This is a genomic window from Bosea vaviloviae (genome assembly GCF_001741865.1).
Taxonomy (GTDB): domain Bacteria; phylum Pseudomonadota; class Alphaproteobacteria; order Rhizobiales; family Beijerinckiaceae; genus Allobosea; species Allobosea vaviloviae.
The window spans coordinates 5,101,942-5,127,630 of record NZ_CP017147.1; the positions used below are offsets into that span (position 1 = coordinate 5,101,942).

Consider the following 25,689-nt stretch of genomic DNA (forward strand, 5'->3'; position numbering starts at 1 on the left):
GCAACGTCCGAATGCGAAAAACCGGTACCCACTTTTCCGCGCAATGCTCTGAAGTCGAGCCAGGCTCAATTGGTCGAGCGGGGCTTGTCCGTGAAGTCCGACTTCTCCCCGGTCAATCCGCTGACGAGGCCGTCGGCCATGCGGATCGCCAGGCAGCGATAGCTGGAATCGACCATATGCAGGCCGTCCATGCCGACCAGTTCCTCCGAGGAGAACTGCTTCGACCTCGCCCAGTTGCGCATCATTGCATAGCGCGGGAAGATCGAGACCGCGTGTTCCTGCGCGGTCTTGGTCAGGACGGCGCGGTAGCCCTCATATTTCGGATAGCGGTCCTCACGCGGCAACCATTGCAGGTCCATCACGACCATGTCGATGCCGGCTTCGTGGACCTTCCTGATGCCCTTGCGCAGGATCTTGGCGAGCTTCTCCTCGCCGACATCGCGGACCACGTCGTTGACCACCGTCTGCCAGATGACGATCGAGGGCTTCTCCTCGATCACATCGGCATCCATGCGCAACAGCATGTCGTAGGCCGACTGGCCGCCGACGCCCTTGTTGATGACCTTGACCTCGGCATTGGGAAGGCGCCGCTTCAGCTCCGCTTCCAGCACTGCGGGATAGCTCTTGTCGGTAGCGCTGGCGCCGGACCCCGCCGTCGCCGACGAGCCGAGCGCGACGATCGTCACCGAGCCGGTCTCCTGCAGCACCTTCCTGGCCGCCGGCAGCACCGGCAGGAACGGCTGCAGCGCCGCGCCGTAGCGGCAGCGTAAATCGGTGATCGCACCCGCCGGCATCGGCCCGGCGAGGACTGGACCGGCGAACAGCAACGCGATCAGCGTTGCGGCCCCGACGCGCCGAGCGTGAGGGACGGTTTGGCGGGCGCATTGCGAGACGATGCCGAATGATGCCAAGAGAGGAAAACCCCTAACCCGATCAATATCATAACGCCGATAGCGCAAACGAGCAACTGAACGCCCAAAGCGAAGGCGGTTTCCGCCAGGATGACCTGGCCGATGATCGCGAGCACGATGCCGACGCAGAAGACCTCGAGAGAATGCCGGCCGATGCCTGTAAGAAGGCGCGCGCCAAGCGAGTTCAGCATGGCGGAGCCAGCCGGCACGAAGCGGATCACCAGCCAGGCCAGCGCCGCGACATGGAGCACGCGCTCCCAGCCGAGATTGGTCTTGTCCATCCCAAGCTGCACGGTGTCGATCCAGTCATTCATCGCGGCAATGCCGAACGGGTTGCCCGAAGCGGTTTTGACGATCACGGCGAAGGCGAGATAGCCCGCCGCCGCGATATCGAGCGGCCTCAGACGCGGGGCGACAAGGCCGAGCTGCCGGCTCCGGCCGATCACCACGCCCATCGTGAAGAGGAACTGCCAGGCGAAGGGATTGAAGAACCAGCCGGCGGAGCCCGTATTGGGCAGGTTCAGCTCAAGGAAGACTGCGCCCTGCCAGAGAGCCGCCGAGAGAATGAGCGTCAGGGCCGGGCTGAGGCGGACGCCGAGATAGATCAGCGGGAACAACGCCAGAAGCGCGACATAGAGCGGCAGGATATCGAGATAATTCGGCTGGTATTGCAGCGTCAGCGCGTGGAGCAGGGCCGTCGGCGTGTCGCTGAAGAAGGGCTGGATGTTGATCGCCTCGATATAGAGCGGGTTCTGCGTGCGCGTGACTGCCGCCGCGACGACGCCGCAGACGATCAGGAAAACTGCGATATGAGCGACGTAGAGCGTCCGCAGCCGCAAGGCGATCCTGCGGATGCCGAATGCCAGCCCATGCCGGTCGATCAAGGACCCATAGGCCAGGGCTGCCGAGACGCCCGCCAACAGCACGAAGGCGTCGGCCGCGTCCGAGAAGCCGAAATTATGCGGCGTGTAGCCCGCGAGAACATTGCCAGGCATGTGGTTAATGAAGATGACCAGCAGCGCCAGGCCGCGGATGATGTCGATGCGCGCATCGCGGCCGGGCTGCGGGCCCGCCGCCGCGGCGTGCCGCCCAAAAGCCAGAAAGCGCCCGAACATTAACGCTTGCGACACTTGGCGTTCCTCCAAGCAATCCACAGCGGAAGTTGGCTCCCCCGCAGCAACATGAACGCTACCTGCTCATGTTGTTCATCTCGTGTTCATATAAAGGCGAAGCGATCACGGGTCACCAAACACGAGATCACAACCGCGTGTCAGCGGTGTGGCCAGCAACAGAGTTGCGTAGGATCAGCGCCGAGGATGACGAGCGCTCGTCACGAGCGAGGCGCGCAGTCTCAGTAGGGTGGCTCGGCGTGAACGAGCTTGCCGTCGATCAGCAGGCGCTTGATTGCGGCTTCGCCGGAGGGCGACACCGCCGCCACGACCTCGATGCGCTGACGCTCGGTGCGTTCGATCGCCAGGCCTGAGCCTTGCGGCACGAAATAGCTTTCAAGCCCATAGGCGACGCGCAAACCGCGCCGCTCCTGCGAGCAGTCCATGGCGCCGCTCTCATTGGCGCCGCAAGCATTGATGCCGACGACGCGCCCTGTGATCACTGGCTCCGTTGCCGTACCTGCCGGGCGGCTCCTGGAGAGGGCGACAGCGCGCGCAAAACCGTCCGGCCCCGGGGCGAGCCGGACATGGACGGTCTCGCCGCGCCGGAAGTCGCTCTCGCCGCCAAGCTTTGCCGGGTCGAGCGTGCTGATCTCGTAGCCGAGCACGACATAATCGCCCCGGAACAGGTCGCGTGGATCGACCGGCACCGTCCGCAACCGAACCTCGGTTCCCGAGCGCAGGATGCCGGCTCTGCTCTCGACCAGCGCGAGCAGCACGCCGCACAAGGCGAGAATGGCCAGAAGCGCGCGCCAGAGTAGCGGCACACGGGCAATGAGGCGGTCGGCGCTTGCGATACGCATCAGCGCGCCTCCACCGGCGGGCTCAGCCGCGCAAACAGCTTGCGCGCACCGCCCGCCAGGGCGAGCAGCAGGCCGCCCGCCACCAGGAAGAATACGGACTGGTCGAGCAGCGTACCGATGGTCTGTCCAAGCAGGATCAGGATGGCAAGGCCGAACAGGGCCGAGCCTGCCAGCATGATCCGCCGGACCCCGCCCGAGACGCCGGCGACCACGAAGCCGATCGCGGCGACGAGGATCAGGCCAGCGACGACGGCCTTGCCCGGCAGCCCGACGACGCGCCCGCTCCAGAACACCAACGGCACGATCAGCGCGATCAGCAGCGCGGTTGCCAGCGGCAGGGCGAAGCGCCTTTCACGCGCCAGCGCCAGAAGCGCCGCGATCGCCGGAACGGCAAGGCCATAGGCTAGGTAGTTCAACCAAACCGCGCTGCCGGCACGTGACTCCGAAGCATCGAGGATGCGGATCAGCTCGACGCTGAGCACGGCCATCAAGGCAAGCAGCCCCCAGGGCAGGCAGCAGGTCAGCAGCGCCGGCCCGCCGCGATCGAGCGCGACTGCGCCGAGCACGACATAGACGGTCGCGAGACCAAGCGCATAGGCGAGCACGCCATAGTCGAAGCGGCCATAGAGCCAGTCGCCCGGCAGCAGCGCGAACCACAGCGCCAGCGCCAGCACGGCGGCATGGTGGACGAAGCGATTTGTGCGGCCAAGCGCAAGCCAGAGCGCCGGCAGGTAAAGCAGGAAGAAGGGCAGGTGCAGCGCTCCGCGGCTCTCCTCCCAGCGCCCGGTGCTCCACGCCGCCATTGCGACGAAGGCGACAATGAGCGCGCCGTTGGAGCGCAGCAGCAGCGCGACGAGCAATGCCCCGATCGCGACCAGGGACGCGCCGGCGGGCCAATCGGCCGGGAGGTGGTACATCTGGCCGATGAGCGCGATGCCGGCGCCGAAGATCAGCGTGCCGCAGGTCAAGGCCGCATCGGCGCCCAGCGCCGAGCCTCGAGCCCGCAGCCTTGCCCCGATGCCGAGCGCAGCTGCAAGACCAACCAGGATCATGCCGAGCTTCACCAGCCGCGGCATCTCCTCCCAGTTCGCCGCCACAAAAGCCACGACGCTGGAAGCGATCAGGAGCCCGCCGAACATGCCAAGCAGCGCCGGCAGCTTGAAGCCCTCGCGGGCGAGCGATTGGCGGATGGAGGCCGCGCTGTCGGCTGGGAGAAGTCCCTCCCCGACCCAGCGGATCAGGTCGGCATCGAGTCGTTTGCGATAGGAGCCAGTCAACATGGCCGGCAATCTGGCATGCGGCTTTCGCCTTGGCGAGAGCCGGCCAACCGTCCTCCCCGCCTTTCAGCCCTCATCCTGAGGGCTGAAAGGCGGCGGCCCAGATCAGGCGGCCGCCCTCTGAGCCTTGAGCCGCTTCAGGTCCGGCGGCGTCGCCTCGTCGCTCAGCGCCTCCAGCATCGCGTCGAGCGTCATTACGTTTTGCGCCTGGCTGCCGAGTCGGCGGATCGTCACGGTCTTCTCCTCCGCCTCGCGCTTGCCGACGGCCAGGATCACCGGGACCTTGGCCAGCGAATGCTCGCGCACCTTGTAGCTGATCTTCTCGTTGCGAAGATCGGCGCGTGCCCTGAGGCCCGCATTCATGCAGGCGATCGTGACCTGCTCGGCATAGGCGTCGGCCTCCGAGGTGATCGGGCAGACCAGGATCTGCTCGGGCGCGAGCCAGAGCGGGAAATGCCCGGCATGATGCTCGATCAGGATACCGGCGAAGCGCTCCAGCGAGCCGCAAATGGCGCGATGGACCATGCTCGGCGTCTTCTTCTCGCCATCCGAGCCGATATAGAAGGCCCCGAAGCGCTCGGGCAGGTTGAAATCGACCTGCGTGGTGCCGCATTGCCAGTCGCGGCCGATGGCGTCGCGCAGGACATATTCGAATTTCGGCCCGTAGAAAGCGCCCTCGCCTGGATTGATCTCGGTCTTGATCCGGTTGCCGGACTGCGCCGCGATCTCCACCAGTACGCGGTTCATCACGTCCTCGGCATGGTCCCACATCGCATCCGTCCCGACGCGCTTGTCCGGTCGCGTCGAGAGCTTGATGACGAGATCGTCGGTGAAGCCGAAGTCGGCATAGACCGAGAGGATCAACTCGTTGATCTTCAGGCACTCCGCCGCGAGATGATCTTCCGAGCAGAAGATATGCGCGTCGTCCTGGGTGAAGCCGCGCACGCGCATCAGCCCATGCAAGGCACCCGAAGGCTCATAGCGATGCACCGCCCCGAATTCGGCAAGCCGGATCGGCAGATCGCGATAGCTCTTCAAGCCATGCTTGAAGATCTGGACATGGCCCGGGCAGTTCATCGGCTTCAGCGCGAAGACCTTCTGGTCGCGCGTCGGGTCGTTGGGGTTCTCGAACGCGCTCGCCGATTTCACCGCGAACATGTTGTCCTGGTACCAGCCCCAGTGGCCAGACGTCTCCCAGAGCGACTTGTCGAGGATCTGCGGCGCGTTGACCTCCTCATAATCGGCAGCGAGCCGCCGGCGCATATAGGTCAGGATTTCCTGGAACAGCCGCCAGCCCTTGGAGTGCCAGAACACGACGCCCGGCCCCTCCTCCTGGAAGTGGAACAGGTTCATCTCGCGGCCGAGCTTGCGGTGGTCGCGCTTCTCCGCCTCCTCGATCTGCCTGAGATGGGCGTCGAGCTCCTCCTGCTTGGCAAAGGCCGTGCCGTAGATGCGCGTCAGCATGGCGTTGTTGCTGTCGCCGCGCCAATAGGCGCCAGCCACCTTCATCAGCTTGAAGGCATTGCCGACCTTGCCGACAGAGGTCATGTGCGGGCCGCGGCAGAGGTCGATCCAGTCGCCCTGCGCATACATCTTCAGCGTCTGGTCAGCCGGAATCGCATCGACGAGCTCGACCTTGTAGGCCTCGCCCTTCTCCTTGAAGAAGGCCTTGGCCTTGTCGCGGCTCCACTCTTCCCTGGTGAAGGGCGCGTCGCGCGCGATGATCTCGCGCATCTTCTTCTCGATCGGCTCGAAATCCTCCGGCGTGAAGGGTTCGTTGCGGGCGAAATCGTAGAAGAAGCCGCCCTCGATCACCGGGCCGATCGTCACCTGCGTGCCGGGATAGAGGGCCTGCACGGCCTCCGCCAGAACGTGGGCGCAGTCATGACGGATGAGCTCGAGCGCGCGCGGATCCTCGCGGGTCAGGAACTCGATCTTCGAGTCCTTCTCGATCGGGTCGCCGAGATCGACGACCGCGCCGTCGAGCGCCATCGCAACGGTGCGCTTCAGCAGAGAGGGAGAAATGCCCCCGGCGATCGCCTTTCCGGTGATGCCGGAAGGAAATTCGCGCTTGGCGCCATCGGGAAATGTCAGGGAGATCGTCATCGATCGCTTTCCTGCTCACTCGGGGATACGAGCCCCGTAAGTCAAGGCCGGCTACGGATGCGGGGTGCCGCTTCCGTCGCCCGCAGCCGGTTGCGCGTCGGAATCGAAGGCCGCTGTCACACCTTCGGAAGGGGGCGCGTTCACGCCGCGCCAGCGGCCATAGGACCACGGCCTATACCACGTCGCGTCCGGCGGCAATTCCTCGCAGACGAGATCGATGCCGCTGGTGCCGTAAGGATTGCAGCGGCAGATCCGGGCAAAGCCGATCCAGCCACCGCGCCACAGCCCGTGGCGCTGGATCGCCTCGTCGGTATAGGCCGAACAGCTTGGCCAGTGCCGGCAATGCCGCCCGACCAGCAAGGACAGGCTGAGCTGGTAGCCCCGGATCAGCCCATGCGCGACGCTGCGCGGCAGGTGCGCGACCATCCGGGCAGCGGACGACCGGCGGGCTGAAAGCCTTTGTTCAGTAGGCTCGTGCCAATTTGGCTCCATCGGCTGTTTCCGGTAGTCCGTCACTTGGTCCGCTTTTCTCAAAACGACGACACATGAATCACGCTCAGCGCTTTCGTTACGCCATCGCCGGCCTCGGCCTGTCCCTGGGGCTTGGCTTCGCCATGCCCGCCGCGGCCCAGCAGCGTTCCTATCTGATCTGGCTCGATCCGGGAAAGATCGACGTCGCCAAGATCATCGGCCTGCCACCGGCCCAGAATTCGCCCGAGAACAAGGCCGAGTTCGACCGCGTATTGCAAATCTCCTCGACCCGGACGCCCGAGCGCGAGAAGGCCGCGATCGCCGATCAGTACCAGACCCTCAACCGCTTCCTCGACGGCATCGACCACAGCTATGTCGACGCCGCGCATCGCGAGATGCGGCTCCTGTTCAAGGAGGCGCAGGTCGAGGCCAGCATCGTGCTGCTCAGCGTCCGCCGCCTGACCAGCCGGCAAAGACCCTTCACCGTCTGGAACAAGGTCAGGATCAAGCCCTGCCCCGGCGGCCGTCCCGACGGCACCTCCTTCCCCTCCGGCCATGCCGCCACCGCCGCGCTCTATGCCGAATTGCTGTCCGAGGCCGTGCCCGAGCTCGCCGCGAAATTCGAGGAGCGGGTCAAGAGCTATGACGAGAGCCGCCTCGTCTGCGGCTTCCATTACCCTTCCGATCTCACCGCCGGCGACAAGGCCGGACGCGCCATCGCCAAGGCGCTCCTGGCTGAGCGTGCCTTCCGCAACCGCTTCGACGAGACGCGCCCCGAGATCAGAAAGGCGTTCGGCCTGACTTGAAGTGATTTCAAGCGAAGCGGGCACCGGTTCGCTTGAAGAAAACGGTCCGAAAAGAAGGCCTATTCGGCCGCCTGCTGCCGCCGCGCTTCGATCTGGCCGATCGCATCCACCACCGCATCGAAGGTCAGCATGGTCGAGGCATGGCGCGCCTTGTAGTCGCGCACCGGCACGAGCACGGACAGATCGCTCCATTTCCCGTTCGGCGGCTCGGCATTCTCTTTCAGGATGGCCCGCGCCTGCTCGCGGACGTGGCGCAGTTCGTCGGCCGTCGAGCCCACGACATGACGCGCCATGATCGAGGACGAGGCCTGTCCGAGCGCGCAGGCCTTCACCTCATGCCCGAAGGCTGTGACGACATCGCCCTCCATGCTGACATCGACTGTCACCGTCGAGCCGCATAGCTTGGAATGCGCCTTGGCGGAGGCATCGGGAGCCGGCAGCCTTTCCAGCAGCGGAATATTGCCGGCAAGTTCGAGAATCCGCTTGTTATAGACGTCGCTCAACATATCTCGGTCTCCACCGGGGTCTGGAGTGACCGGCGCACCCGCCCAATATAGGGTGGATCGTCAGCGGGTGGGAGAGCGTGAAAGCGCATCCCGCCACAGGAGTGAAACTTGTCGCAGCCCCGTGCACCGGTTTTTGGCCGGCCCAGCCGCGGGACATGTCATCGAAAACGGGAGGCACCACATGAACCCTGTGGTTAAGTCCTTGTCCGTCGAGCGGGTGCTCAGCCCCTCTGCAGACAAGTTTCTGATCAAGAAGCCGACGCAGGAACAGGCCGAGGAAGCGGTGCGCACGCTGATCCTCTGGGCCGGTGACGATCCCTCGCGCGAAGGCCTCACCGACACGCCACGCCGCGTCACCAAGGCCTATAGGGAATTCTACAAGGGCTATCACGAGGACGCGCATGAGGTTCTCGAACGCGTCTTCGAGGAGGTCGAGGGCTATAAGGACATGGTCCTGGTGCGCGACATCCCGTTTTATTCGCATTGCGAGCACCACATGGTGCCTTTCGTCGGCAAGGCGCATATCGGCTACTACCCGTCCAAGGGCGTGGTCGGCCTGTCCAAGCTCGCCCGCATCGTCGACCTCTATGCGCGCCGCCTGCAGACGCAGGAGACGATGACAGCGCAGATCGCTCAGGTCATCGACAAGGTGCTGAAGCCCCGCGGCGTCGCCGTGCTGATCGAGGCCGAGCATATGTGCATGTCGATGCGCGGCGTGCAGAAGCAGGGCTCCTCGACCATGACGACGCAATATACCGGCATCTTCAAGGATCCCGCCGAGCAGGTCCGCTTCTTCACCATGGTCAAGTCGCCCGGCCTATAGCCCGGCAGAAGGCCGATTGGCAGCGCTTGCCTGCATCCCTACAAGGGCGCGTCAAGTCGACGCGCCCTTTGCCCTTCCGGAGCCCCCATGAGCCTCTTCCCGGTCGCCACGGACAAGCAAGCCCTCGAGGAGGGCGATGCGCTCAGCCCCCGGTTCGACGCGAACGGCCTCGTCACTTGCGTCACGACCGACGCGGTGACGGGCGAATTGCTGATGGTCGCGCATATGAATGCCGAGGCCTTGCAGCGCAGCATCGAGACAGGCGAGGCCTGGTATTGGTCGCGCTCGCGCAAGGAACTCTGGCATAAAGGCGCGACTTCGGGGCAGATTCAGACGATCGTCGAGATGCGGGTCGATTGCGACCAGGACGCGATCTGGCTCAAGGTGAACGTCGCCGGCGACGGCGGCTGCTGCCACACCGGGCGGCATTCCTGCTTCTACCGGCGCCAGCCACTGGGCCGCGACGCACAGCGGGACACCGGCTTCCGGCCGCTAGAGACGGATTCAGATGTCAGATGGGCTCACGAAGTGATCCCATCTGACATCTGAATCCGTCTCTCATCCAAGAGTAAGAGCAGGATCAGCCGCAGCGTTGGTGATCCTTTCACCAAGCCTTCATGTTTTCGACAAATGCCGCAGATATCCGCAAGGGTCAGCCGGCCCTATTCATGATTCCCTCATCCTCGCCTGCGACTCTGTTTCTCCCGCGGACGATCGGGTCCATGTTGTGGGATCCGCGGAGGATCGGGTTCATGTTGTGGGATGACATCGCCAAGCATGCCTTTGGGTTAGGCGGAGGTGGAGCCACGATGAACGACATGACCACCGCGGCACCGCCACGACGCGGCAGGCCTCGGATCGGGCTTGCGCTCGGTGGCGGAGCGGCGCGCGGCTGGGCCCATATCGGCGTGATTCAGGCGCTGACGGAAGCCGGCTATCGCCCCGACGTGATCGCGGGAACCTCGATCGGCGCCGTCGTCGGCGGCTGCTTCGCCGCCGGCAAGCTCGCGGAGCTGTCGGACTTCGCGATCAGCCTGACCAAGCGCCGTGTCGTCGGGCTGATGGATTTCCATATCGGCGGAGCCGGTCTCATCGCCGGCGGGCGGCTCAAGCGGCTCCTGGAGCGCGACCTCACCAACACCCGCATCGAGGCGCTGCCGGTGCGTTTCCTCGCGATCGCGACCGAACTCGGCTCCGGCCACGAGATCTGGCTGACGCATGGCCCGCTGGTCGAGGCGCTGCGCGCCTCCTATGCCCTGCCCGGCGTCTTCGACCCCGTGAAGCTCGGCGGGCGTTGGCTGATGGACGGCGCGCTGGTCAACCCGGTGCCGGTTACGGCCGCGCGCGCGATGGGCGCCGACGTCGTCATCTGCGTCAATCTCAACAGCGATCTCACCGGGCGCGGCACCACCATCCAGAGCCACGCGGCCGAACCCGATCCTGAGCCTGAACTCGATACGCCGCCGACATCGCGCTGGTTCGGCGGCATCACCGGTGCGGCCAAGCGCGTGCGCGGCATGGTCGGCCGCCCCAGCAACGACCGGCCGGGGCTCGCCGGCGTCATGATCGACGCCTTCAACATCACGCAGGACCGGATCTCGCGCTCGCGTCTCGCCGGCGATCCGCCCGACGTGATGATCGGCCCAAAGCTCGGCCGCATCGGGCTGTTCGATTTCCACCGCGCCGACGAGGCCTTCGAACTTGGTCGCCAGGCCACCCAGCGGGTCCTGGACGAGATCGAGGTCATGGTCGCAAGCCGAACAGTCAGCGTCGACTGAGCAGGCCGCGGCCTAGAGCAGGATGCGAAAAAATGGGAACCGGTTTTTCGTATTAATCCTGCTCTAACTCCTTGATGAGAGCCTTCAGGCCATCGCGATATAGTCGCGCATCGCCCGGCTCTCCGCCTCGATCTCGGCGACGCGGTGCTTCACGACGTCGCCGATCGAGACGATGCCGACGATCCTGCCGTCATCGACGATCGGGACATGCCGGAACCGGCCCGACGTCATCATCTCCATCAGTTCGTCCATGCTGGTCTGCGGCCGGCAGGTCACGACCTTGGCGGTCATCACCCGCGAGACCGGCATTTCCAGCGCCGCCGCACCGTTCGCGCCGAGCGCGCGGATGATGTCACGCTCCGACAGGATGCCGACGAGTGCCCCGTCCGCGCCCGTTACCACCACCGCGCCGATGCGCTTTTCGCTGAGGGTACGCACGGCTTCGGCCAATGTGCGGTGCGGGAGCACCGAGATCACATCATGGCCCTTGTCACCGAGAAGTTGAGCGACGTTCATCGAAACGATCCTCCTTTTTCAGGTGGCGCCGTTGACCGGCACGCGTTCAGCGGGACTGGAGTCCGGCCGCTGACGGATCGACTCGCCAAGGAGGCAGTTCCAGGTCCTTCGCAATGACGCAAGTGTGCGGGAAGACCGGGGCGCAGGCAAGGCTCCTCTGGCCATAGAGCAGGATGCGAAAAAGTGGAAACCGGTTTTTCGCATTGATCCTGCTTTCACTCTTAGATGAGAGCCGGATGCGAAAAAGGTGGGTACCGGTTTTCGGGACAAGCCGATGCAGAATCAAAAGCCCTACCGCGTCAGGTTTTGACCGCGCCCTTGTCCAGCAGCGGAAACACCAGCAGGCCGACGAGGAAGCCGCCGATATGGGCCTCCCAGGCGATGCTGGTCTCCTCGCCGAAGATCGGCACGAGCCCGGAACCGAACAGGATATTGGTGATGAACCAGATCCCGATGAACAGGAGCGCCCGCGAATTGCGCCAGATCTGGCCGATGCGCTCGGCGGGAATTGCCTTGACGACCGCGTCATCTCCGAGCGCACCAAAGCGCAGGCCAGGCGCAAAGACGAAGCGCGCGGCCGCAGCGGTAGCGCCGGCGACGCCGGCCGAAGCGCCCACCAGCGGCAGCACGTCGAGATCGCGCGACCACCAGTGCAGCAGCGCACCGCCGATGGTCGACAGGCCCATCAGGTTGAGGAAGCGCCCCGTTCCGAGTCGGCGCGCGACAGGGCTGCCGAAAGCCGCGAGCCAGACGACGTTCGAAATCAGATGCACCCAGGAGCCGTGCAGCAGGCCATAGCTGAGCAACGTCCAGAGCCTGGGGCCGCCATCGGCCAGGAGCAGTCGGGCGAGGCCGAGCCGGTCGGCAAGATCCTGCCCCTGCAGCGACTGCGCCAGCCCGCTCAGGACCTCCTCCAGCCGGTCGGGCGCGAACCAGATGGTCAATCGCGCCGGCACGAAGGCGAACCAGGACATCACCAGGTAGTCGTCATAGTCGGACAGCAAGCTGCGCCCGGCCTGGATCAGCGCCAGCAGCGCTACCAGCCAGATAATGACAGCGGGAAGGTTCAGGATCGGCTCGCGCCCGGAAGGGGCGCCAGGACCGGAGGATGTGTCCGACATTGAGGACAACCCTTGCCGATGGCGCGGGCCGACGCAAGCCTGCGCACGTAAACGCGAACGCCCGGAGACATAAAAAAGGGAGAGCCTTGCGGCTCTCCCTCCTCCAGGCTGCGACCGGCACGGGCCGTTAAGACCTGCGCCGGGGTCACTTCCCCTCCGCCCCCGCGGAACCGCTAAAATTTATGATACATTCTAACGAGTTATCCACAATCCTAACCATTCATTAACCTTAACCGACCCCTGCGCAGGCCGCCCTCCCCCCGGCATGGCAAGACGGCATGCCGACTGCGTCCTCGATTCCCGTGAGGACCCGATTGTCCTTCCTCCTGACGCTTGTGGCCCATCGCGGCACGCAAGCCGTGCCGGAGGGGGACGACAGGCAGCATTGGACGCGCAATGAAGAATACGAGCACCCGACTGGTCCACGAATATTGGGACGCGTTGCGCGGCGACCGCGCCGCCCCCGAACGTGGCGAGATCGAACCCGGCGCGCTGCGACATGCGCTGGCCGATACCTTCGTGCTGGAAAACGAGCCGATCGGCCCGGTTTTCCGGCTGGCGGGGACGCGGCTCTGCGCCCTCATCGGCAATGAACTGCGCGGTCGCGCCTTCACCGCGCTGTGGCCAGATGTCGAATCGCAAGGCGAGATGCGCCGCCTCGTCCAGACCGTGATGGACGAGACGGCAGGCGCCGTCGCCGGTCTCTCGGGCGAGACGAAGACCGGCGCGCCGGTCTATCTCGAACTTTTGCTGCTGCCCCTGCGCTATCGCGGTCGAACCCATGCGCGCGTGCTCGGCGCGCTGTCGCCGGCGGTCACGCCGGCCTGGCTCGGCCTCGACACATTGGCCGCGATGCGCATGATCTCGCTGCGCATGCTCTGGCCGCCCGTTTCGTCTCAGCGCACCCCGGAACCGCCGATGCGCGCGGGGCCGCCAAAATTGATGGTCCTTCCCGGCGGCAGACTCTGAAAGCCTAACCAAGCGTTAACCCGAACGCGACTAGGGTCAGCCGGAATCAGGCTGGTCATTGATGTTGAGCGCATTGCAAACGCCCCGTACGGTCTCCCGTGCCGCCGAGCGCAGGCGACACTATCGTATGAAGGTCGTCCTGCTGGGCCGCTACATGCTGCCCAACCGCATGGAGTACCCCTGCCAGTCGGTCGATATCTCGCCCGGAGGCCTGCATCTCGCCGCGCCTGCCAAGGCGGCGCCGGGTGATCGCGTCATCGTCTATCTGGAGCATCTAGGCCGCATCGAGGGTGTCGCCGTGCGCACCACGATGGAGGGCTTCGCGATGACCATCACCGCGACCAGCCGCAAACGCGAGAAATTCACCGCCCAGCTCACCTGGCTCGCCAACCGCGACGAATTGGGCCTGCCCGAAGATCGCCGTCACGAGCGCATCGTGCCGCGCAATCCACGCTCGATCCTGATGATGGAGGACGGCATCGAGCATGTCGTGCGCATCATCGACATCTCGCTGTCGGGCGCGGCCTTCTCGACCGATCTCGATTTGCCCATGAACATGCCGGTGAAGATCGGCTCGACGCCCGCCAAGATCGTGCGCCGCTTCGACGGCGGTTTTGCCGCCGAATTCCGCTTCCCGCTCTCGGCCGACCTGCTCGACGAGAATCTTGAGCTCTAGCTTTTAGAATCGGTCCCGTTTTTTCGCATTCGGGCGTTTCCGTCCGAATGCGGCGTGATCTGAGGCCACTCCGCAGCCGCAAACTGCATAGCCGGCTCTTGCGCGACGCGCAGACTACGACCAAAGCAGTGACCCGTATCACTGGGACGCCGCGACGCCTTGGTCACCGCCTATCGACTTGTCATCTTCGATTTCGACGGAACCCTCGCCGACACCTACCCCTGGTTCGTGGGGGTGATGAACGGCGTCGCCGACCGCTACCGCTTTCGGCGCGTCGCGGAGCATGAGGTCGATACGCTGAGAGGCCAGAGCGCGCGACAGGTCATTGCCCATCTCGGCGTGGCGAGTTGGAAGCTGCCCTTCATCGCTCGCCACATCCGCAGCCTCGCCGCCCGCGACAGCGAGCAGATCCCGCTCTTCGACGGCATTCATGCCATGCTGCTCAGGCTGAGGCAGGAGGGCTATGTCCTGGCCATCGCGAGCTCGAACTCCGAGCGCAATATCCGGCGCTCGCTGGGACCCGAGACCGCGGCCCTGATCGCGCATTATGCCTGCGGGGCGGGTTTGTTCGGCAAGGCGACGAAGTTCAGGCGGCTGGCGAAGGAGGCCCACATCCCGCATCGGCAATGCATCTGCATCGGCGATGAGATCAGGGATGCCGAGGCCGCCCGCGAGGCCGGCATGGCCTTCGGCGCCGTCGCCTGGGGCTTCACCAATCCCGACGCGCTGCAGGCGCAGCGGCCTGCCTCCCTGTTCAGGCATCTCGACGAGATCATCGTCGGTCTCTGCATCGCTCCGGGCGCTGAAGCGCGCTGATCGGCGACATCCGTTCCCGATCGGCAGGCAAGCGCCATGGCGGAACGGGGCATCCTCGACACACTTCGCTAAAGTTAATCAAACCTGGATGCGTTAGCCGGCATCTCATAGTTAATACACGCTAAAACCAGCGCTCACATTTCTTACCTTCCCATTTTGCGTCGATTTATACTGACTTTCATGCCAGGGCCGGAATGGCGAAATACATAAATTTGCTTGTATTCATTTCAATCCAAATCCATCCGCACTGAGCATGGTCATCCCCGGGACAAGGAAAGGGGACATCATGCTTTCAATTCACCGCAACTTTATCGGACCCGCGCTGGTTGCTTTGATCATCGGCGCCGGTGCGACGCAGGTTAAGGCCCAGTCGCCGGGCGGCGTTCCGGTCGCGAGCCTGCCGATTTCTGCCTCGGGCGAGGCACGTGCGCCCTATGCCTGGAGCGACTTCTGCAAACGCATGCCGTCGGAATGCCGGGTCAACACCGGCGAGCCCGAGCGCGTCGAGATGACCGCGAAGCTGTGGAAGACCGTCGTTGCGGTCAACGGCAAGATCAATCGCGAGATCGAGCCGGTGACCGATCAGGAGCATTGGGGCGTCGTCGACCGCTGGGACCTGCCCGATGACGGCAAGGGCGACTGCGAGGACTATGCGCTGCTGAAGCGCAAGCGCCTGGCCGAGGCCGGCATTCCGCGCCGCGCCATGCTGATGACGGTCGTGATCGACGAGGAGAACGCCGGCCATGCCGTGCTGATGATCCGCACCGATCGCGGCGACTTCATCCTCGACAACAAGCGCAACGCGATCCTGCCCTGGAACCAGACAGGCTATGTCTATGTGAAGCGCGAATCCCAGTACCAGACGGGCTGGACCTCGCTCGGCGGCGCCCAGACGCCGACCGTCGCCTCGGTGCGCTGACACCTATTCATCACGCGAGCGCCCTGCTGCGGGCGCCGCAACACCCTCTTGGAGACTTGCTCGCGGCTCTGCACCGCCGCTGGTCTCCCAACTGACGGCGAGGCTCGGTCACGTCCCCACCCGTCCCCCAAGACTGGGTTTCGCCATAGGGCCGGTTCCTCTTCCCCGGGGAACCGGCCCGATCCATTTTCAGGCTCAGAGCAGGACTCGAAAACCGGTTCCCGGTTTTCGAGTCCTGCTCTCACTTTTTGTTGAGAGACGGATTCAGATGTCAGCTGAGATCACTGCGTGATTCCAGCTGACATCATCCGGCTCAGCCGAGGCGCTGCAACCCGGCTGCAAACTGCTTCCAGCGCGCGACATAGCCCCGCGCCGAGGCGGTGATGCCGGCGGCGGCCGCCGCATCGAGCGTGCGCACGGCCCGCGCCGGCGAGCCGACAATCAGCGAATTGTCGGGAAATTCCTTGCCTTCCGTCACCAGCGCATTGGCGCCGACGAGGCAGTTGGCGCCGATCCTGGCGCCGTTCAGCACCGTCGCCCCCATGCCCACCAGGCTGTTCTCGCCGATGATGCAGCCATGCAGGATGGCGCGGTGGCCGATCGTGCAGCCGGCGCCGACACGCAGCGGAAAGCCCATATCGGTGTGCAGCACGCAGCCTTCCTGGATATTGCTGCCTGCGCCGATCTCGATCCATTCATTGTCGCCGCGCAGGACCGCTCCGAACCAGATGCCGACCTCGGCGCCGATCCTGACCCGGCCGATCAGATGCGCCTCGGGCGCGAGCCACCAGCCGCCTTCGGGCGGGGTCTCCGGGGCGGTTCCGTCAAGCGAGTAGAGCGGCATCGGCCAATATCCTTCCAGGATTTGCCATGAAGGATTGCAGGCCCGGCCAGCCTTCCGTCAAGCGCCGCCGAGAAGATGCAGCAGGTCGAGCACCACGCGTCCCGAGGCCATGCTCCAAAGCGAGGCGATCATGCTCGCCAGCATGACGAAGATGAAGGGCCGCCCCTCGATGCGTCGGCCACGCACGGTGTTGCGCAGGATCAGGAAGGGCGCGCTGAAGACGACGACGGGAACGCTGGCGACCGCCGCCAGCCCGCCGGCCTGCAGCAAGCGGAAATCGGCGCGCTGCGTCGTGAACAACTCGAACGCGCTGGCAAGCAAGCCGGCAAAGGCGAAGCCGATGAACAGCGCCTGCAGCGCATCATAGGCAGCGGGCTCGATCAACAAGGGCGGGCACTCCGAACCGGACCCTTCCACCTTGCCGCATGGTTTACGAACTGTGAAGAAAACTCATAAGCAATGGTTAACCGGCCGCCGCCGCTTTTCCCAGGCCCCGGCAGCGCGCCGCCGCCTGCGCGATCATGGTTTACGCTCCCTTAAGCGACCTCTGCTTCACTGGACGCATCGATCCATCCGTCTCCCGTCAGGGAGAGCACGATGTCGTCCGGAACCATGTCCCAGCTTTCCGGCGTCAGGCTCAAAGGGCCCCGCACGTGACCGCGTCCTTGTCCCAAGACTCCTTGTCGCAAGAGCATTCCGCCCAATTGGCCGCCGATCTGGCGACCATGGTCCGCTCGCGCCTGAGGCGGCCTCCGCCGCCGCTGCCACGCGCCGATTCTGCGCTGGTGAAGGCGGCCTTCGCCATCATGCTGCTTGGTGCGGCCGCGACCGGCCTTGGTCTCTACGCCACTCATAAGGGCCGCGAGACGGAGACGATGCTCCAGCCCGCCCGCATCGGCAACAGCGTGCTGATGGTGCCGCAGGACCTGACAGGCGCCGAGGCCGACGATTCGAGCCGCCTCGTCGGCATGGTGCGCCTCAGGCTGGGTTGGCCTGATCTCGGTCCGGCCCAGAACCGCAACCGCCTGCTGGTCACGCTGAGCCCGCCCGACAAGGTCAACGAGCCAGCGACGCAACTTGCCGTCTATGCCCGTTTCCTGACGCCGACGGTCTGGTCCAACCCCGGCGGTCTGGTGGTGCGCGGCTTCCGCAAAGGCTCGCCCTATGAGGGCGACGAACTCTATGTCTCCGTGCCCGACGGGCGCGGCTTCGCGGCGCGCTGCCCGCTCGACACCGCGGCAGGCGCCGCGCTCGACGAGCTCTGCCGGGTGACGTTTCGCCACCGCGGCATCGACGTCAACATCCGCTTCCCGCGCAGGATCATCGCCGATTGGGAGCTGATGATCGGCGGCGTCCGCCGTACCATCGACGGCATGCTGCGCTGAGCATTCCTAGGCACGCCGCAAGCCGGTCTCGAGGTGCGCTCCGGTGAGTCGGCTGGCGCGGCTTTCGAGAACCGGAGCGGAGCGGACTTTTCGTCCGTGAGCACCGGAAGCGCAGGAAGCCGCGTCAGACGGCCTCCGGAGTAGCGCTTCGAGGCCGGCGGCTCAGTCCTCGAGGTCGACGTCGAGGATTGCCATGGTGAAGTTGAACGAGCGGTCGCCGTCCTCGTCATCGACATGGATGATGCCGATGAACTCGTCGGCCAGATAAACCTCGGCCGAATCGTTCTTCTTCATGCGCGCCCGCACGCTGATCGCATGATTGGCGAAGGTGCGGCGCAGGTAGCCTTCAAGCTTGGCGAGTTCTGTCTTGTCCACGGTATCGGTCCTTATCGGTTGTCGGGACGGATGCCATGGCGGGGCCGGAAGGGCAAGCCGGAAGGCGGTCGAGCCGCCAATCGACGGCTCCCGTGCTCGTCATCGCGAGTGCCACCCACCCATTCCCGCATGGCGGTAGCCGCCTGGCGCGCCTGCGCGCGCCGGCGCGATCTGCAATAGTGAGCGCTCCCTTCGCTCATGATGGATCGCCCCATGACGCCGTGGCTGCCTGCCGCCCTCGCCTATGTCTCCAGCTGGCTCGAGTTTCAGCTCCGCCATCACGACCAGCCGGGATGCTCCGTCGCGATCGCGAGCGGGCGGGAGATCGTTCTGGAAGCCGCCTTCGGCAAGGCCGACATCGCGACCGGCGAGGCGCTGACGCCGCGCCACGGCTTCCGCATCGCCTCGCATTCGAAGAGCTTCACCTCGGCCGGCATCCTGCGCCTGGTCGAAGCCGGGCGGCTGCGCCTCGACGACAAGGCCGGCAGCTTCGTGCCCCGCCTCCATCCCGAGGTCGCGGCCGTGACGCTGGCGCAGCTCCTCTCCAACAGCGCCGGCCTGACGCGCGACGGCCCCGACAACGGCCAGTTCTTCGACCGTAAGCCCTATTGCGACAAGGGCGAACTTCTCGCCGACCTGGCATTGCCGCCCATCCTGCCCGCCTCGCAGCGGCTCAAATACTCCAATCACGGCTTCGGCCTGCTTGGCCTGGTGATCGAGGCGGTGACGGGCGAGCCCTATGCCGACTGGATCGCCAGGGAGGTCGTAGCGGCAGTCGGGCTTGCTGAAACCATGCCCGATATCGGCCTCTGGACTGGCCCGATGGCTCGGGGCCACAGCCCGAAATGGCCGCTCGGACATCGCGTCGTCGTCCCCGGCGACAACCCTTGCCAGGCGATGATGTCGGCAGCCGGCTTCGTCGCCACGGCCGCCGATGTCGCGCGCTATTTCGCGCAGCTCTCGCCCAAGGCCGAGCGCAGCATCCTCTCGCCCCTCAATCGCCGCGAGATGAGCCGCCGGCTCTGGGCCGATGAGGAAAGCAGCCTCGGCCGCCATTACGGACTCGGCACCATCTCCGGTGGCGAAGGCGACTGGGCCTGGTTCGGCCATTCCGGCGGCTTCCAGGGCTTCATCACCCGCACAGCCGTCCTGCCGGAGCAGGATCTGACGATCTCGGTGCTGACCAACGCCATCGACGGCCTCGCCCATCCCTGGCTCGACGGCATCGTCCAGATCCTCAAGCGCTTCCAGGAGCTGGGCGCGCCCTCGGCCGCAACCAAGGATTGGGCCGGCCGCTGGTGGACGATCTGGAACCCCGGCGACCTCGTGCCCTTCGCCGACAAGGTGCTGGTTGCCAACCCGACCCTGTTCAGCCCTCTCCTTGATGCCGGAGAGATCGCGATCGAAGCGCCCGATCGCGGCCGCTTCGTCAAGGCCTCCTCCTTCAACAGCCCCGGCGAAACGGCACGGCTGGTGCGCGACGATGCCGGCCGCATCGAGTCGGTCTGGCTCGGCGGCGCGCATGTCGTCTCGGAGGCAGCGCTGAAGGCGGAGATGCTTGCGCGCTATCAGAGCGGCAAAGCCTAGCGCTTTTGCCACCCTGGACGAGCGTGGCGCTAGCGCGGTCACGAACCGACGAGCCCGAGCTGCGGGCTCGAGGCCTCGGCGCGGCCGCGGCGCGGAATGCGCCCGGCCCCGCGCGCATCCCAACCGGCCTCGACGGCGTGGCGCATGGCGCGCGCCATGCGGACCGGATCCTTCGCCTTGGCGATCGCGGTGTTGAGCAGCACCGCGCTCGCGCCGCACTCCATCGCGATGGCGGCATCCGACGCCGTGCCCAGCCCGGCATCGACGATCACGGGAACGGCCGAGCGCGCGCAGATCAATTCGAGATTGGCAGGGTTGGCGACGCCCATGCCGGAGCCGATCAGCGAGCCCATCGGCATCACGGCAGCGGCTCCGAGATCGGCCAGGCGCGCGCAGACCACCGGATCGTCATTGCAATAGGGCAGCACGACGAAGCCCATCTCGACGAGCTGGCGCGTCGCCTCCAGCAGCTCCCCGACATCAGGATAGAGCGTCTCGCGATCGCCGATGACTTCGAGCTTGATCCAGTTGGTTCCAAGCGCCTCACGGGCGAGCTCCGCCGTCAGGACAGCGTCGCGCGCCGTCTCGCAGCCGGCTGTGTTGGGCAGGAAGCGATAGCTGGATAAGAGCTGCGCCGTGTCGGAGCCATGGCCCGCCAGCGAGATCCGGCGCAGCGACAGGGTCACGATCTCCGCGCCGCTGGCGGCAACGGCATCCACCATGATGCGCTGGTTGGGATAGCCGGCCGTTCCGATCAGCAGGCGGGAGCCGAGTTGCGTTCCGGCCAGGATGAAGGGCTGTTCCGCGACACTCATCTCAACCTCCTTGAAAAGCGCGAATGATTTCGACGCGGTCGCCGGACGCCAGAGGCGAGACCTGCCATTGCGACTGCTTCACCACCATCCCGTTCAGCGCGATGGCGAAGCCCTGGGGGCCCGGCAGATCAAGCTCGGCCGTGCGCTCCTGCCATAGCGCCAGCAGATCCTCGGCCGCGCTGTCGTGATCGCGTCCATTGACGATGAGCTTCATGCCACTGCCTCCTGTGCTGAAAAGCGCTCCGGTCCGAAGGATGCGGCTGGCCCCTTGATGCCTCCCTCGGTGATGAGCTGCGTGATCGCCTCCGCGGTGACAGGGGCCAGCAGATAGCCGTTGCGATGATGTCCCGTGGCGAGGAGCAGGCCTGGAATCCGGGTCGCGCCGAGGATCGGCGCGTCGTCCGCGCTGGTGGGGCGGAAGCCCGACCAGATCGCGGCGATCGGCAGGTCCTCGATGCCGGGCAGGATGCGCCGCGCGCCTTCGAGCAGCGCGTAGACGCCGCCGGCCGTCACGGCATCGTCGAAGCCGCACTCCTCCATGGTCGCGCCGACAATCAGCGTCCCGTCGCTCTTGGGGGCGAGATGGACCTGGTCGGTCCAGACCATGCGCGAAAGGAGCGGCCGGTCCGGCGGGCATGCCAGCGCCAGCGACTGCCCCTTGAGCGGCCGCAACGGCAGGGAAAGCCCCGTTATCTCGGTCCAGGCCCCGCCTGCAGCCACGATGATCGTAGCCTTCACCGGCCCTTGCTTCGTCGTGACGCCCACGGCGCGCCCGGCTTGCAGCCAGGGCGTTGCCGCCGAGCCTTCGAGCAGGATGCCGCCGCGTTCGATGAAGGCCTGCCGCAGGGCGGCGATCACCTTGGCCGGGTCGACTTGGTGATCTCCAGGACAATGGATGCCGGCCACGACGGAGGGCCGCAGGCCGGGCTCAAAGCCTCGGCAGGCAGCCCCGTCCAGCCACTCCGTCACAAGCCCGGCCTGCCGCTGCATCTCCTGGCGAAAGCGCAGCCGCGCCACCTCGTCGCGCGTCGTGGCGACAAGCAGGATGCCATCCCTGCGATAGTCGATATCGAGCCCGCCATCGGCCGATAATTCGGCGGCAAAGCCGGGCCAGAGGCGCTGGCTCTCCAGGGCGAGCGCGACATGCTCCTCGCCGCCGGGCTCGAATTCGGCAGCCGCCGCCAGCATCCCGGTGGCGGCGAGGCTCGCGCCTTGGCCGACCGTGCCGCGCTCGAAGAGCGCGACCCGCAGGCCGGCGCGCAGCAATCGCCAGCCGGTCATCAGGCCGATCACGCCGCCGCCGATGATGGCGACATCCGTCGAGGCCGGCGGCGCCGGAGCATCGGGCGGGCCGGCCTGCTGGCGGCGCAAACTGGTGTCGGGCGGGCCTCTCATCGCAAACTCCTCGCCGCAACGGGGGGCGAGGATATCTGCAGCCTTGCGGGCCGCCGGCTTCATGCCGGGAAATCCATCCCTCCGCCGGTATGAACCGGATCAGGTTCGAAGGATTTCCGCGCGCTTATCCGGGTTGCCCCGGTCTGCCAGCGGTGTCTCAGCCCCTTGCCGGGGATCTCCCTGGAATGACGACGACTGTGAAAGCTCGGTGGCCGATGGTCAAGCCTGCCTGGATGCAGGCAGCGCCAGCCCTCACCGCATGAAATGCAGCTCACGGAAGCGCCCGCGGAACGCCGTCACATCTTTAGCCACGACCTCCGCCGGCCGCGAACCGCTGAGGCCTTCAGCGATATAGCCTGCGAGTTCGGGCATATCGGCGGGCGTCATGCCGAAGCGCACGATCTCGGGCGTGCCGAGCCTGAGCCCGTTGACGTCGCCCGCCACCTCCGGCAGGGGCAGGCCGATGCCGCAGCTCAGGATGTTGATGGCACGCAGCGTCTTGGCGGCCGCCTGGCCGCCGCCATAGCTGTGAGCCTCGATCGCGAATTGATGCGAGGTCGTCAGGCCGCGATCGCGCGCGAAGACCGGCACCTGCCGCTCGACCAGCGCCTCGCCCAGCGCCTTGGCCGTCTCAGCCATCATCTGCGCGTAAGCACGGCCATGCGCCTTCCAGTCGAGCAAGGTGATCGCCAGCGAGGCCGATTTCGCCGCATCGAAATTCGCGGTCAGACCGGGATAGGCGACAGCGTCGAGCCGCTTGGCGATCTCGGCGTCATTGGTGACGATCAGACCCGAAGGCGGCCCGCCCAGGCTCTTATAGGTGCTCATCGTCATCAGATGAGCGCCCTCCTCCAGCGGCTGCTGCCAGCCATGGCCGGCGATCATGCCCGACATATGCGCCGCGTCGAACAGCACGATCGCGCCGATTTCGTCGGCAATCGCGCGGATCTCGCGGATCGGATGGGCGAAGAGGTTGAGGCTGCCGCCGATCGAGATCAGCTTGGGCTTCAATCGCAAGGCATCCTCACGCAGGCGCGCAAGGTCGACGGTGTAGTTCACCGGGTCGACTGGGGCGGGATGGGTAACGATGCCGTAAAGCCCTGCGGCGCCGGCGCCGTGATGCGTGACATGGCCGCCGATCGCGCCCGGCGGCGCGATGATGCAGTCGCCGGGCTTGGCCGCGACCATGAACGCATAGAGATTGGCAATGGCGCCCGAGGGCACGCGGATCTCGGCATATTTCGCGCCAAAGACCTCGGCGGCGAGTTCGGCGGCGATGATCTCGATCTTTTCGATCGCCTCCAGCCCCATCTCGTATTTGTCGCCGGGATAGCCGAGCGAGGGCCGGGCGCCGAGCCCCGCCGCAAGCACGGCCTCGGCCTTGGGGTTCATCACATTGGTCGCGGGGTTGAGGTTGATGCAGTCGCGCTCATGGATGTTGCGGTTCTCGACCGTCAGCGCCGCGATCCGCGCCTCGACCGCGTCGAGCGACTGGCCGGCCGTCTCGGCGGCGATGCCGAGCACGTAATCCTCGCTCGCTTGCGGAACCCAGTCGCGCCTGCCCAGAGCCGTCATCGATCGATCCTCCTCGCGATAATTCCGCATGATGCGAAGGATATGACCGGTTTGCGCGGCGCGGCGCAAACGAGTAATCCTCGCTCGCAGGCAGAGAAAATCTCAGCCTAAGAGAGGACCCGTCATGCCCGTTAAGCCGCCGCGCCCGCGCCTGCCCTCCCTCAACGCCTTGCGGGCCTTCGAGGCGGCGGCGCGCTGCGAGAGCTTCGTCAAGGCAGCCGAAGAGCTCGGCGTCACGGCCGGCGCGGTGACGCAGCAGATCCGGCAGTTGGAGGCATGGCTCGGCTTCCCGCTGTTTCGCCGCCTCGCCCAGCGGGTGGAACTTACGGAGGGCGCGCGCAACGCCCTGCCCAAGCTGACGCGCGGCTTCGATACGCTGGGACAAGCCGTGCAGGACTTACGCGCAGGGCAGGACTTGAACGCCGGGCATGAAGGCCGCGCACTGACCATCGCCGCCCTGCCCTGCATCGCCCAGCTCTGGCTCTCGCCGCGCCTGGCCGCGCTGCAGGCGGCGTTTCCCGGACTGCAGATCTCGGTCTCCGCGATGGAGCAACCGCCGGATCCACGCCGCGAGCCGCATGATCTGGCGCTGTTTTATCTCGGCCCCGAGGCGCGCCCCGTCGATGCGCTGACGTTGGGTCCGGACGCGATCCTGCCGGTCTGCGCGCCGGCACTGGCGCGCACGCTCACAAGCGTCAATGATCTGGCGCGCGCGACCTTGCTGCATGACGCTGTCTGGCGGGATGATTGGCGGCGCTGGCTCGCCTTCACGGGGTGCATCGGGACGATCGACCCGGCCCGCGGCCCTTCCTTCTCGCTCTACAGCCTGGCGCTCGACGCCGCGCTCTCGGGCTCCGGTGTGCTGATGGGCCGGATGAGCCTGATTGCGCCGCATCTGCGCGACGGCAGGCTTGCCGCCCCCTTCATGGACGCGATGCCGACCGGAGACGCGCTGACGCTCGTCCTGAACTCACAAGCAAGCGCGCATGCCAGCCGGCGCGAGATCGCGCGCAGCCTGCTCGATCACGTCGCATTCGGACGGCTTGGTCCGAATGCGAAAAACGTGATCGATCCTAAAAGCTGAGCGCATTGCTCTTGCGAAAAACCGGTACCCACTTTTTCGCGCAATGCTCTCGAAATGCAGGCGCAATCAGCTCAGATCGCGCTGCCGCAATCCCCGGCCAGGATCTGATCCATCGAGCGCGACGGCTCGGCGCAGCCGGCCTCGCCGACGACCTTGGCCGGCACGCCGGCGACGGTCTTGTTGCGCGGCACGGCCTGCAGCACGACCGAGCCTGCTGCGACGCGGGCGCATTGGCCGATCTCGATATTGCCGAGGATCTTGGCGCCGGCGCCGATCAGCACACCCTTGCGGATCTTGGGGTGGCGGTCGCCGCCCTGCTTGCCGGTTCCGCCCAGCGTCACGTCCTGCAGCATCGAGACATCGTCCTCGATCACCGTGGTCTCGCCGACGACGAGGCCGGTGGCATGGTCGAGGAAGATGCCCTTGCCGATCACCGCGGCCGGGTTGATATCGGTCTGGAACACTTCCGATGAGCGGCTCTGCAGATAAAGCGCGAAATCGCGCCGCCCCTGCCGGTGCAGCCAATGAGCCAGCCTATGGGCCTGCAAGGCGTGGAAGCCCTTGAAGAACAGCACCGGCTCCAGCACCCGGTAGCAGGCCGGGTCGCGGTCCATCACCGCGAGCGCATCGGCCCGTATGCCCTGACTGATCTCCGGATCGGCAATAAGCGCCTCCTCGAAAGCCTGCGCGATCAGATCGGCTGGAACAGCCACATGCCCGAGGCGCATCGCGACGCGGTGGCTGACCGCCGCCTCGAAGCTCGGCTGGTTCAGCACGGAGGCCGTGATCAGACTGGCAAGCGACGGCTCGCTGGCGACCGCAGCTTCAGCCTCGCGCCGCAACCTGGCCCAGACGGGATCGACACGGTCGAGCCCGGTAGCGGGATCGCGTGCTTCTATGACGGAGCGCCCAGACGGCATGATCATTCTCCGATGGAGACGTAAGACGAATTCAAACTCTAG

At 65.8% G+C, this 25,689-nt stretch carries 28 protein-coding genes and 1 riboswitch; of the genes, 11 read left to right on the forward strand and 17 right to left on the reverse strand.

Going from position 1 to position 25,689, the window contains the following annotated elements; translation table 11 throughout:
- Nucleotides 1-65: 65 nt before the first annotated feature.
- The 6 genes from BHK69_RS23440 to yidD all read right to left on the reverse strand — a co-directional run bounded on the left by BHK69_RS23440 (nucleotide 66) and on the right by yidD (nucleotide 6,692).
- Nucleotides 66-911, reverse strand: a complete 846-nt coding sequence (locus tag BHK69_RS23440; protein WP_244548296.1) for an SGNH/GDSL hydrolase family protein — start codon at nucleotides 909-911, stop codon at nucleotides 66-68.
- Nucleotides 833-2,041: an OpgC family protein gene (locus BHK69_RS23445; protein ID WP_148663555.1), complete on the reverse strand. Its 1,209-nt coding sequence runs from the start codon at nucleotides 2,039-2,041 to the stop codon at nucleotides 833-835. Before BHK69_RS23445 ends, BHK69_RS23440 begins: the two co-directional genes overlap by 79 nt.
- Nucleotides 2,042-2,262: 221 nt before the next feature.
- Entirely contained in the window at nucleotides 2,263-2,883 is a 621-nt protein-coding gene (locus tag BHK69_RS23450) for a GDYXXLXY domain-containing protein (RefSeq protein WP_083269636.1), read from the reverse strand.
- Nucleotides 2,883-4,163: a DUF2157 domain-containing protein gene (locus tag BHK69_RS23455; protein ID WP_069692206.1), complete on the reverse strand. Its 1,281-nt coding sequence runs from the start codon at nucleotides 4,161-4,163 to the stop codon at nucleotides 2,883-2,885. The genes BHK69_RS23450 and BHK69_RS23455 overlap by 1 nt, the downstream gene beginning before the upstream one ends.
- A gap of 102 nt (nucleotides 4,164-4,265) precedes the next feature.
- Complete coding sequence (thrS, locus tag BHK69_RS23460) at nucleotides 4,266-6,266, reverse strand: threonine--tRNA ligase (RefSeq protein WP_069692207.1); 2,001 nt, start codon at nucleotides 6,264-6,266, stop codon at nucleotides 4,266-4,268.
- Nucleotides 6,267-6,317: 51 nt separating this feature from the next.
- A complete protein-coding gene (gene yidD / locus BHK69_RS23465; RefSeq protein ID WP_210185077.1) occupies nucleotides 6,318-6,692 on the reverse strand; it encodes a membrane protein insertion efficiency factor YidD in 375 nt (124 codons plus the stop codon).
- Nucleotides 6,693-6,811: 119 nt separating this feature from the next.
- On the opposite strand from yidD, the gene BHK69_RS23470 reads away from it, so the two are divergent.
- Nucleotides 6,812-7,543 carry a phosphatase PAP2 family protein gene (locus tag BHK69_RS23470; protein WP_069692208.1) on the forward strand — a complete coding sequence of 244 codons (732 nt, stop codon included), beginning with the start codon at nucleotides 6,812-6,814 and terminating at the stop codon, nucleotides 7,541-7,543.
- 59 nt (nucleotides 7,544-7,602) lie between these two features.
- Here BHK69_RS23470 and BHK69_RS23475 read toward each other — a convergent pair whose 3' ends face one another.
- Nucleotides 7,603-8,049 carry an iron-sulfur cluster assembly scaffold protein gene (locus BHK69_RS23475; RefSeq protein WP_069692209.1) on the reverse strand — a complete coding sequence of 149 codons (447 nt, stop codon included), beginning with the start codon at nucleotides 8,047-8,049 and terminating at the stop codon, nucleotides 7,603-7,605.
- Between the two features lie 181 nt (nucleotides 8,050-8,230).
- Between BHK69_RS23475 and folE the strand changes: the two genes are divergently transcribed.
- The 3 genes from folE (at nucleotide 8,231) to BHK69_RS23490 (ending at nucleotide 10,650) form a co-directional block, all read left to right on the forward strand.
- The gene (gene folE / locus BHK69_RS23480) at nucleotides 8,231-8,872 is read left to right on the forward strand and encodes a GTP cyclohydrolase I FolE (protein ID WP_069692210.1); all 642 of its coding nucleotides are present in this window, start codon (nucleotides 8,231-8,233) and stop codon (nucleotides 8,870-8,872) included.
- Between the two features lie 87 nt (nucleotides 8,873-8,959).
- Nucleotides 8,960-9,421: a phosphoribosyl-AMP cyclohydrolase gene (gene hisI / locus BHK69_RS23485; protein ID WP_083269638.1), complete on the forward strand. Its 462-nt coding sequence runs from the start codon at nucleotides 8,960-8,962 to the stop codon at nucleotides 9,419-9,421.
- 203 nt (nucleotides 9,422-9,624) lie between these two features.
- Entirely contained in the window at nucleotides 9,625-10,650 is a 1,026-nt protein-coding gene (locus BHK69_RS23490; protein WP_069692211.1) for a patatin-like phospholipase family protein, read from the forward strand.
- Nucleotides 10,651-10,734: 84 nt separating this feature from the next.
- On the opposite strand, the gene BHK69_RS23495 is transcribed toward BHK69_RS23490, so the two are convergent.
- On the reverse strand, nucleotides 10,735-11,166 hold the full coding sequence (locus tag BHK69_RS23495) for a CBS domain-containing protein (RefSeq protein ID WP_069692212.1): 432 nt from the start codon (nucleotides 11,164-11,166) through the stop codon (nucleotides 10,735-10,737).
- 299 nt (nucleotides 11,167-11,465) lie between these two features.
- Nucleotides 11,466-12,287, reverse strand: a complete 822-nt coding sequence (locus BHK69_RS23500) for a rhomboid family intramembrane serine protease (RefSeq protein ID WP_069692213.1) — start codon at nucleotides 12,285-12,287, stop codon at nucleotides 11,466-11,468.
- 396 nt (nucleotides 12,288-12,683) lie between these two features.
- Here BHK69_RS23500 and BHK69_RS23505 point away from each other — a divergent pair, with 396 nt between their 5' ends.
- The 4 genes from BHK69_RS23505 (at nucleotide 12,684) to BHK69_RS23520 (ending at nucleotide 15,667) form a co-directional block, all read left to right on the forward strand.
- Nucleotides 12,684-13,256, forward strand: coding sequence for a PAS domain-containing protein (locus tag BHK69_RS23505; protein WP_069692214.1), 573 nt, complete (start codon nucleotides 12,684-12,686; stop codon nucleotides 13,254-13,256).
- Nucleotides 13,257-13,317: 61 nt separating this feature from the next.
- Entirely contained in the window at nucleotides 13,318-13,932 is a 615-nt protein-coding gene (locus tag BHK69_RS23510; protein WP_083269639.1) for a PilZ domain-containing protein, read from the forward strand.
- A 159-nt stretch (nucleotides 13,933-14,091) separates the two neighbouring features.
- Nucleotides 14,092-14,748 carry an HAD hydrolase-like protein gene (locus BHK69_RS23515; protein WP_244548297.1) on the forward strand — a complete coding sequence of 219 codons (657 nt, stop codon included), beginning with the start codon at nucleotides 14,092-14,094 and terminating at the stop codon, nucleotides 14,746-14,748.
- Nucleotides 14,749-15,034: 286 nt separating this feature from the next.
- Entirely contained in the window at nucleotides 15,035-15,667 is a 633-nt protein-coding gene (locus BHK69_RS23520; protein WP_244548298.1) for a transglutaminase-like cysteine peptidase, read from the forward strand.
- A 313-nt stretch (nucleotides 15,668-15,980) separates the two neighbouring features.
- Here BHK69_RS23520 and BHK69_RS23525 read toward each other — a convergent pair whose 3' ends face one another.
- Both BHK69_RS23525 and BHK69_RS23530 read right to left on the reverse strand, forming a co-directional pair.
- Nucleotides 15,981-16,511 carry a gamma carbonic anhydrase family protein gene (locus BHK69_RS23525; RefSeq protein WP_069692218.1) on the reverse strand — a complete coding sequence of 177 codons (531 nt, stop codon included), beginning with the start codon at nucleotides 16,509-16,511 and terminating at the stop codon, nucleotides 15,981-15,983.
- Between the two features lie 57 nt (nucleotides 16,512-16,568).
- The gene (locus BHK69_RS23530; protein WP_069692219.1) at nucleotides 16,569-16,898 is read right to left on the reverse strand and encodes a DUF6949 family protein; all 330 of its coding nucleotides are present in this window, start codon (nucleotides 16,896-16,898) and stop codon (nucleotides 16,569-16,571) included.
- Between the two features lie 278 nt (nucleotides 16,899-17,176).
- Here BHK69_RS23530 and BHK69_RS23535 point away from each other — a divergent pair, with 278 nt between their 5' ends.
- A complete protein-coding gene (locus tag BHK69_RS23535; RefSeq protein WP_148663556.1) occupies nucleotides 17,177-17,896 on the forward strand; it encodes a hypothetical protein in 720 nt (239 codons plus the stop codon).
- Between the two features lie 162 nt (nucleotides 17,897-18,058).
- On the opposite strand, the gene BHK69_RS23540 is transcribed toward BHK69_RS23535, so the two are convergent.
- Nucleotides 18,059-18,271 (reverse strand): DUF3126 family protein, encoded by a 213-nt coding sequence (locus tag BHK69_RS23540; RefSeq protein ID WP_069692221.1) that lies wholly within the window; start codon nucleotides 18,269-18,271, stop codon nucleotides 18,059-18,061.
- Between the two features lie 213 nt (nucleotides 18,272-18,484).
- On the opposite strand from BHK69_RS23540, the gene BHK69_RS23545 reads away from it, so the two are divergent.
- Nucleotides 18,485-19,858: a serine hydrolase domain-containing protein gene (locus tag BHK69_RS23545; protein ID WP_069692222.1), complete on the forward strand. Its 1,374-nt coding sequence runs from the start codon at nucleotides 18,485-18,487 to the stop codon at nucleotides 19,856-19,858.
- A 38-nt stretch (nucleotides 19,859-19,896) separates the two neighbouring features.
- Here the strand turns inward: BHK69_RS23545 and BHK69_RS23550 are convergent, their stop codons facing one another.
- From BHK69_RS23550 to glyA, 4 genes are all read right to left on the reverse strand, one after another.
- Nucleotides 19,897-20,673, reverse strand: coding sequence for a thiazole synthase (locus tag BHK69_RS23550; protein WP_069692223.1), 777 nt, complete (start codon nucleotides 20,671-20,673; stop codon nucleotides 19,897-19,899).
- Nucleotide 20,674: 1 nt separating this feature from the next.
- Nucleotides 20,675-20,887: a sulfur carrier protein ThiS gene (gene thiS / locus BHK69_RS23555; RefSeq protein WP_069692224.1), complete on the reverse strand. Its 213-nt coding sequence runs from the start codon at nucleotides 20,885-20,887 to the stop codon at nucleotides 20,675-20,677.
- Complete coding sequence (gene thiO / locus BHK69_RS23560) at nucleotides 20,884-22,068, reverse strand: glycine oxidase ThiO (RefSeq protein WP_069693908.1); 1,185 nt, start codon at nucleotides 22,066-22,068, stop codon at nucleotides 20,884-20,886. Before thiO ends, thiS begins: the two co-directional genes overlap by 4 nt.
- A gap of 59 nt (nucleotides 22,069-22,127) precedes the next feature.
- Nucleotides 22,128-22,259, reverse strand: a riboswitch (TPP riboswitch).
- A gap of 61 nt (nucleotides 22,260-22,320) precedes the next feature.
- On the reverse strand, nucleotides 22,321-23,643 hold the full coding sequence (gene glyA, locus BHK69_RS23565) for a serine hydroxymethyltransferase (RefSeq protein ID WP_069693909.1): 1,323 nt from the start codon (nucleotides 23,641-23,643) through the stop codon (nucleotides 22,321-22,323).
- A gap of 124 nt (nucleotides 23,644-23,767) precedes the next feature.
- On the opposite strand from glyA, the gene BHK69_RS23570 reads away from it, so the two are divergent.
- Nucleotides 23,768-24,727: a LysR substrate-binding domain-containing protein gene (locus tag BHK69_RS23570; protein WP_069692225.1), complete on the forward strand. Its 960-nt coding sequence runs from the start codon at nucleotides 23,768-23,770 to the stop codon at nucleotides 24,725-24,727.
- A 71-nt stretch (nucleotides 24,728-24,798) separates the two neighbouring features.
- Here BHK69_RS23570 and cysE read toward each other — a convergent pair whose 3' ends face one another.
- Complete coding sequence (gene cysE, locus BHK69_RS23575; protein ID WP_069693910.1) at nucleotides 24,799-25,647, reverse strand: serine O-acetyltransferase; 849 nt, start codon at nucleotides 25,645-25,647, stop codon at nucleotides 24,799-24,801.
- Between the last annotated feature and the right edge of the window lie 42 nt (nucleotides 25,648-25,689).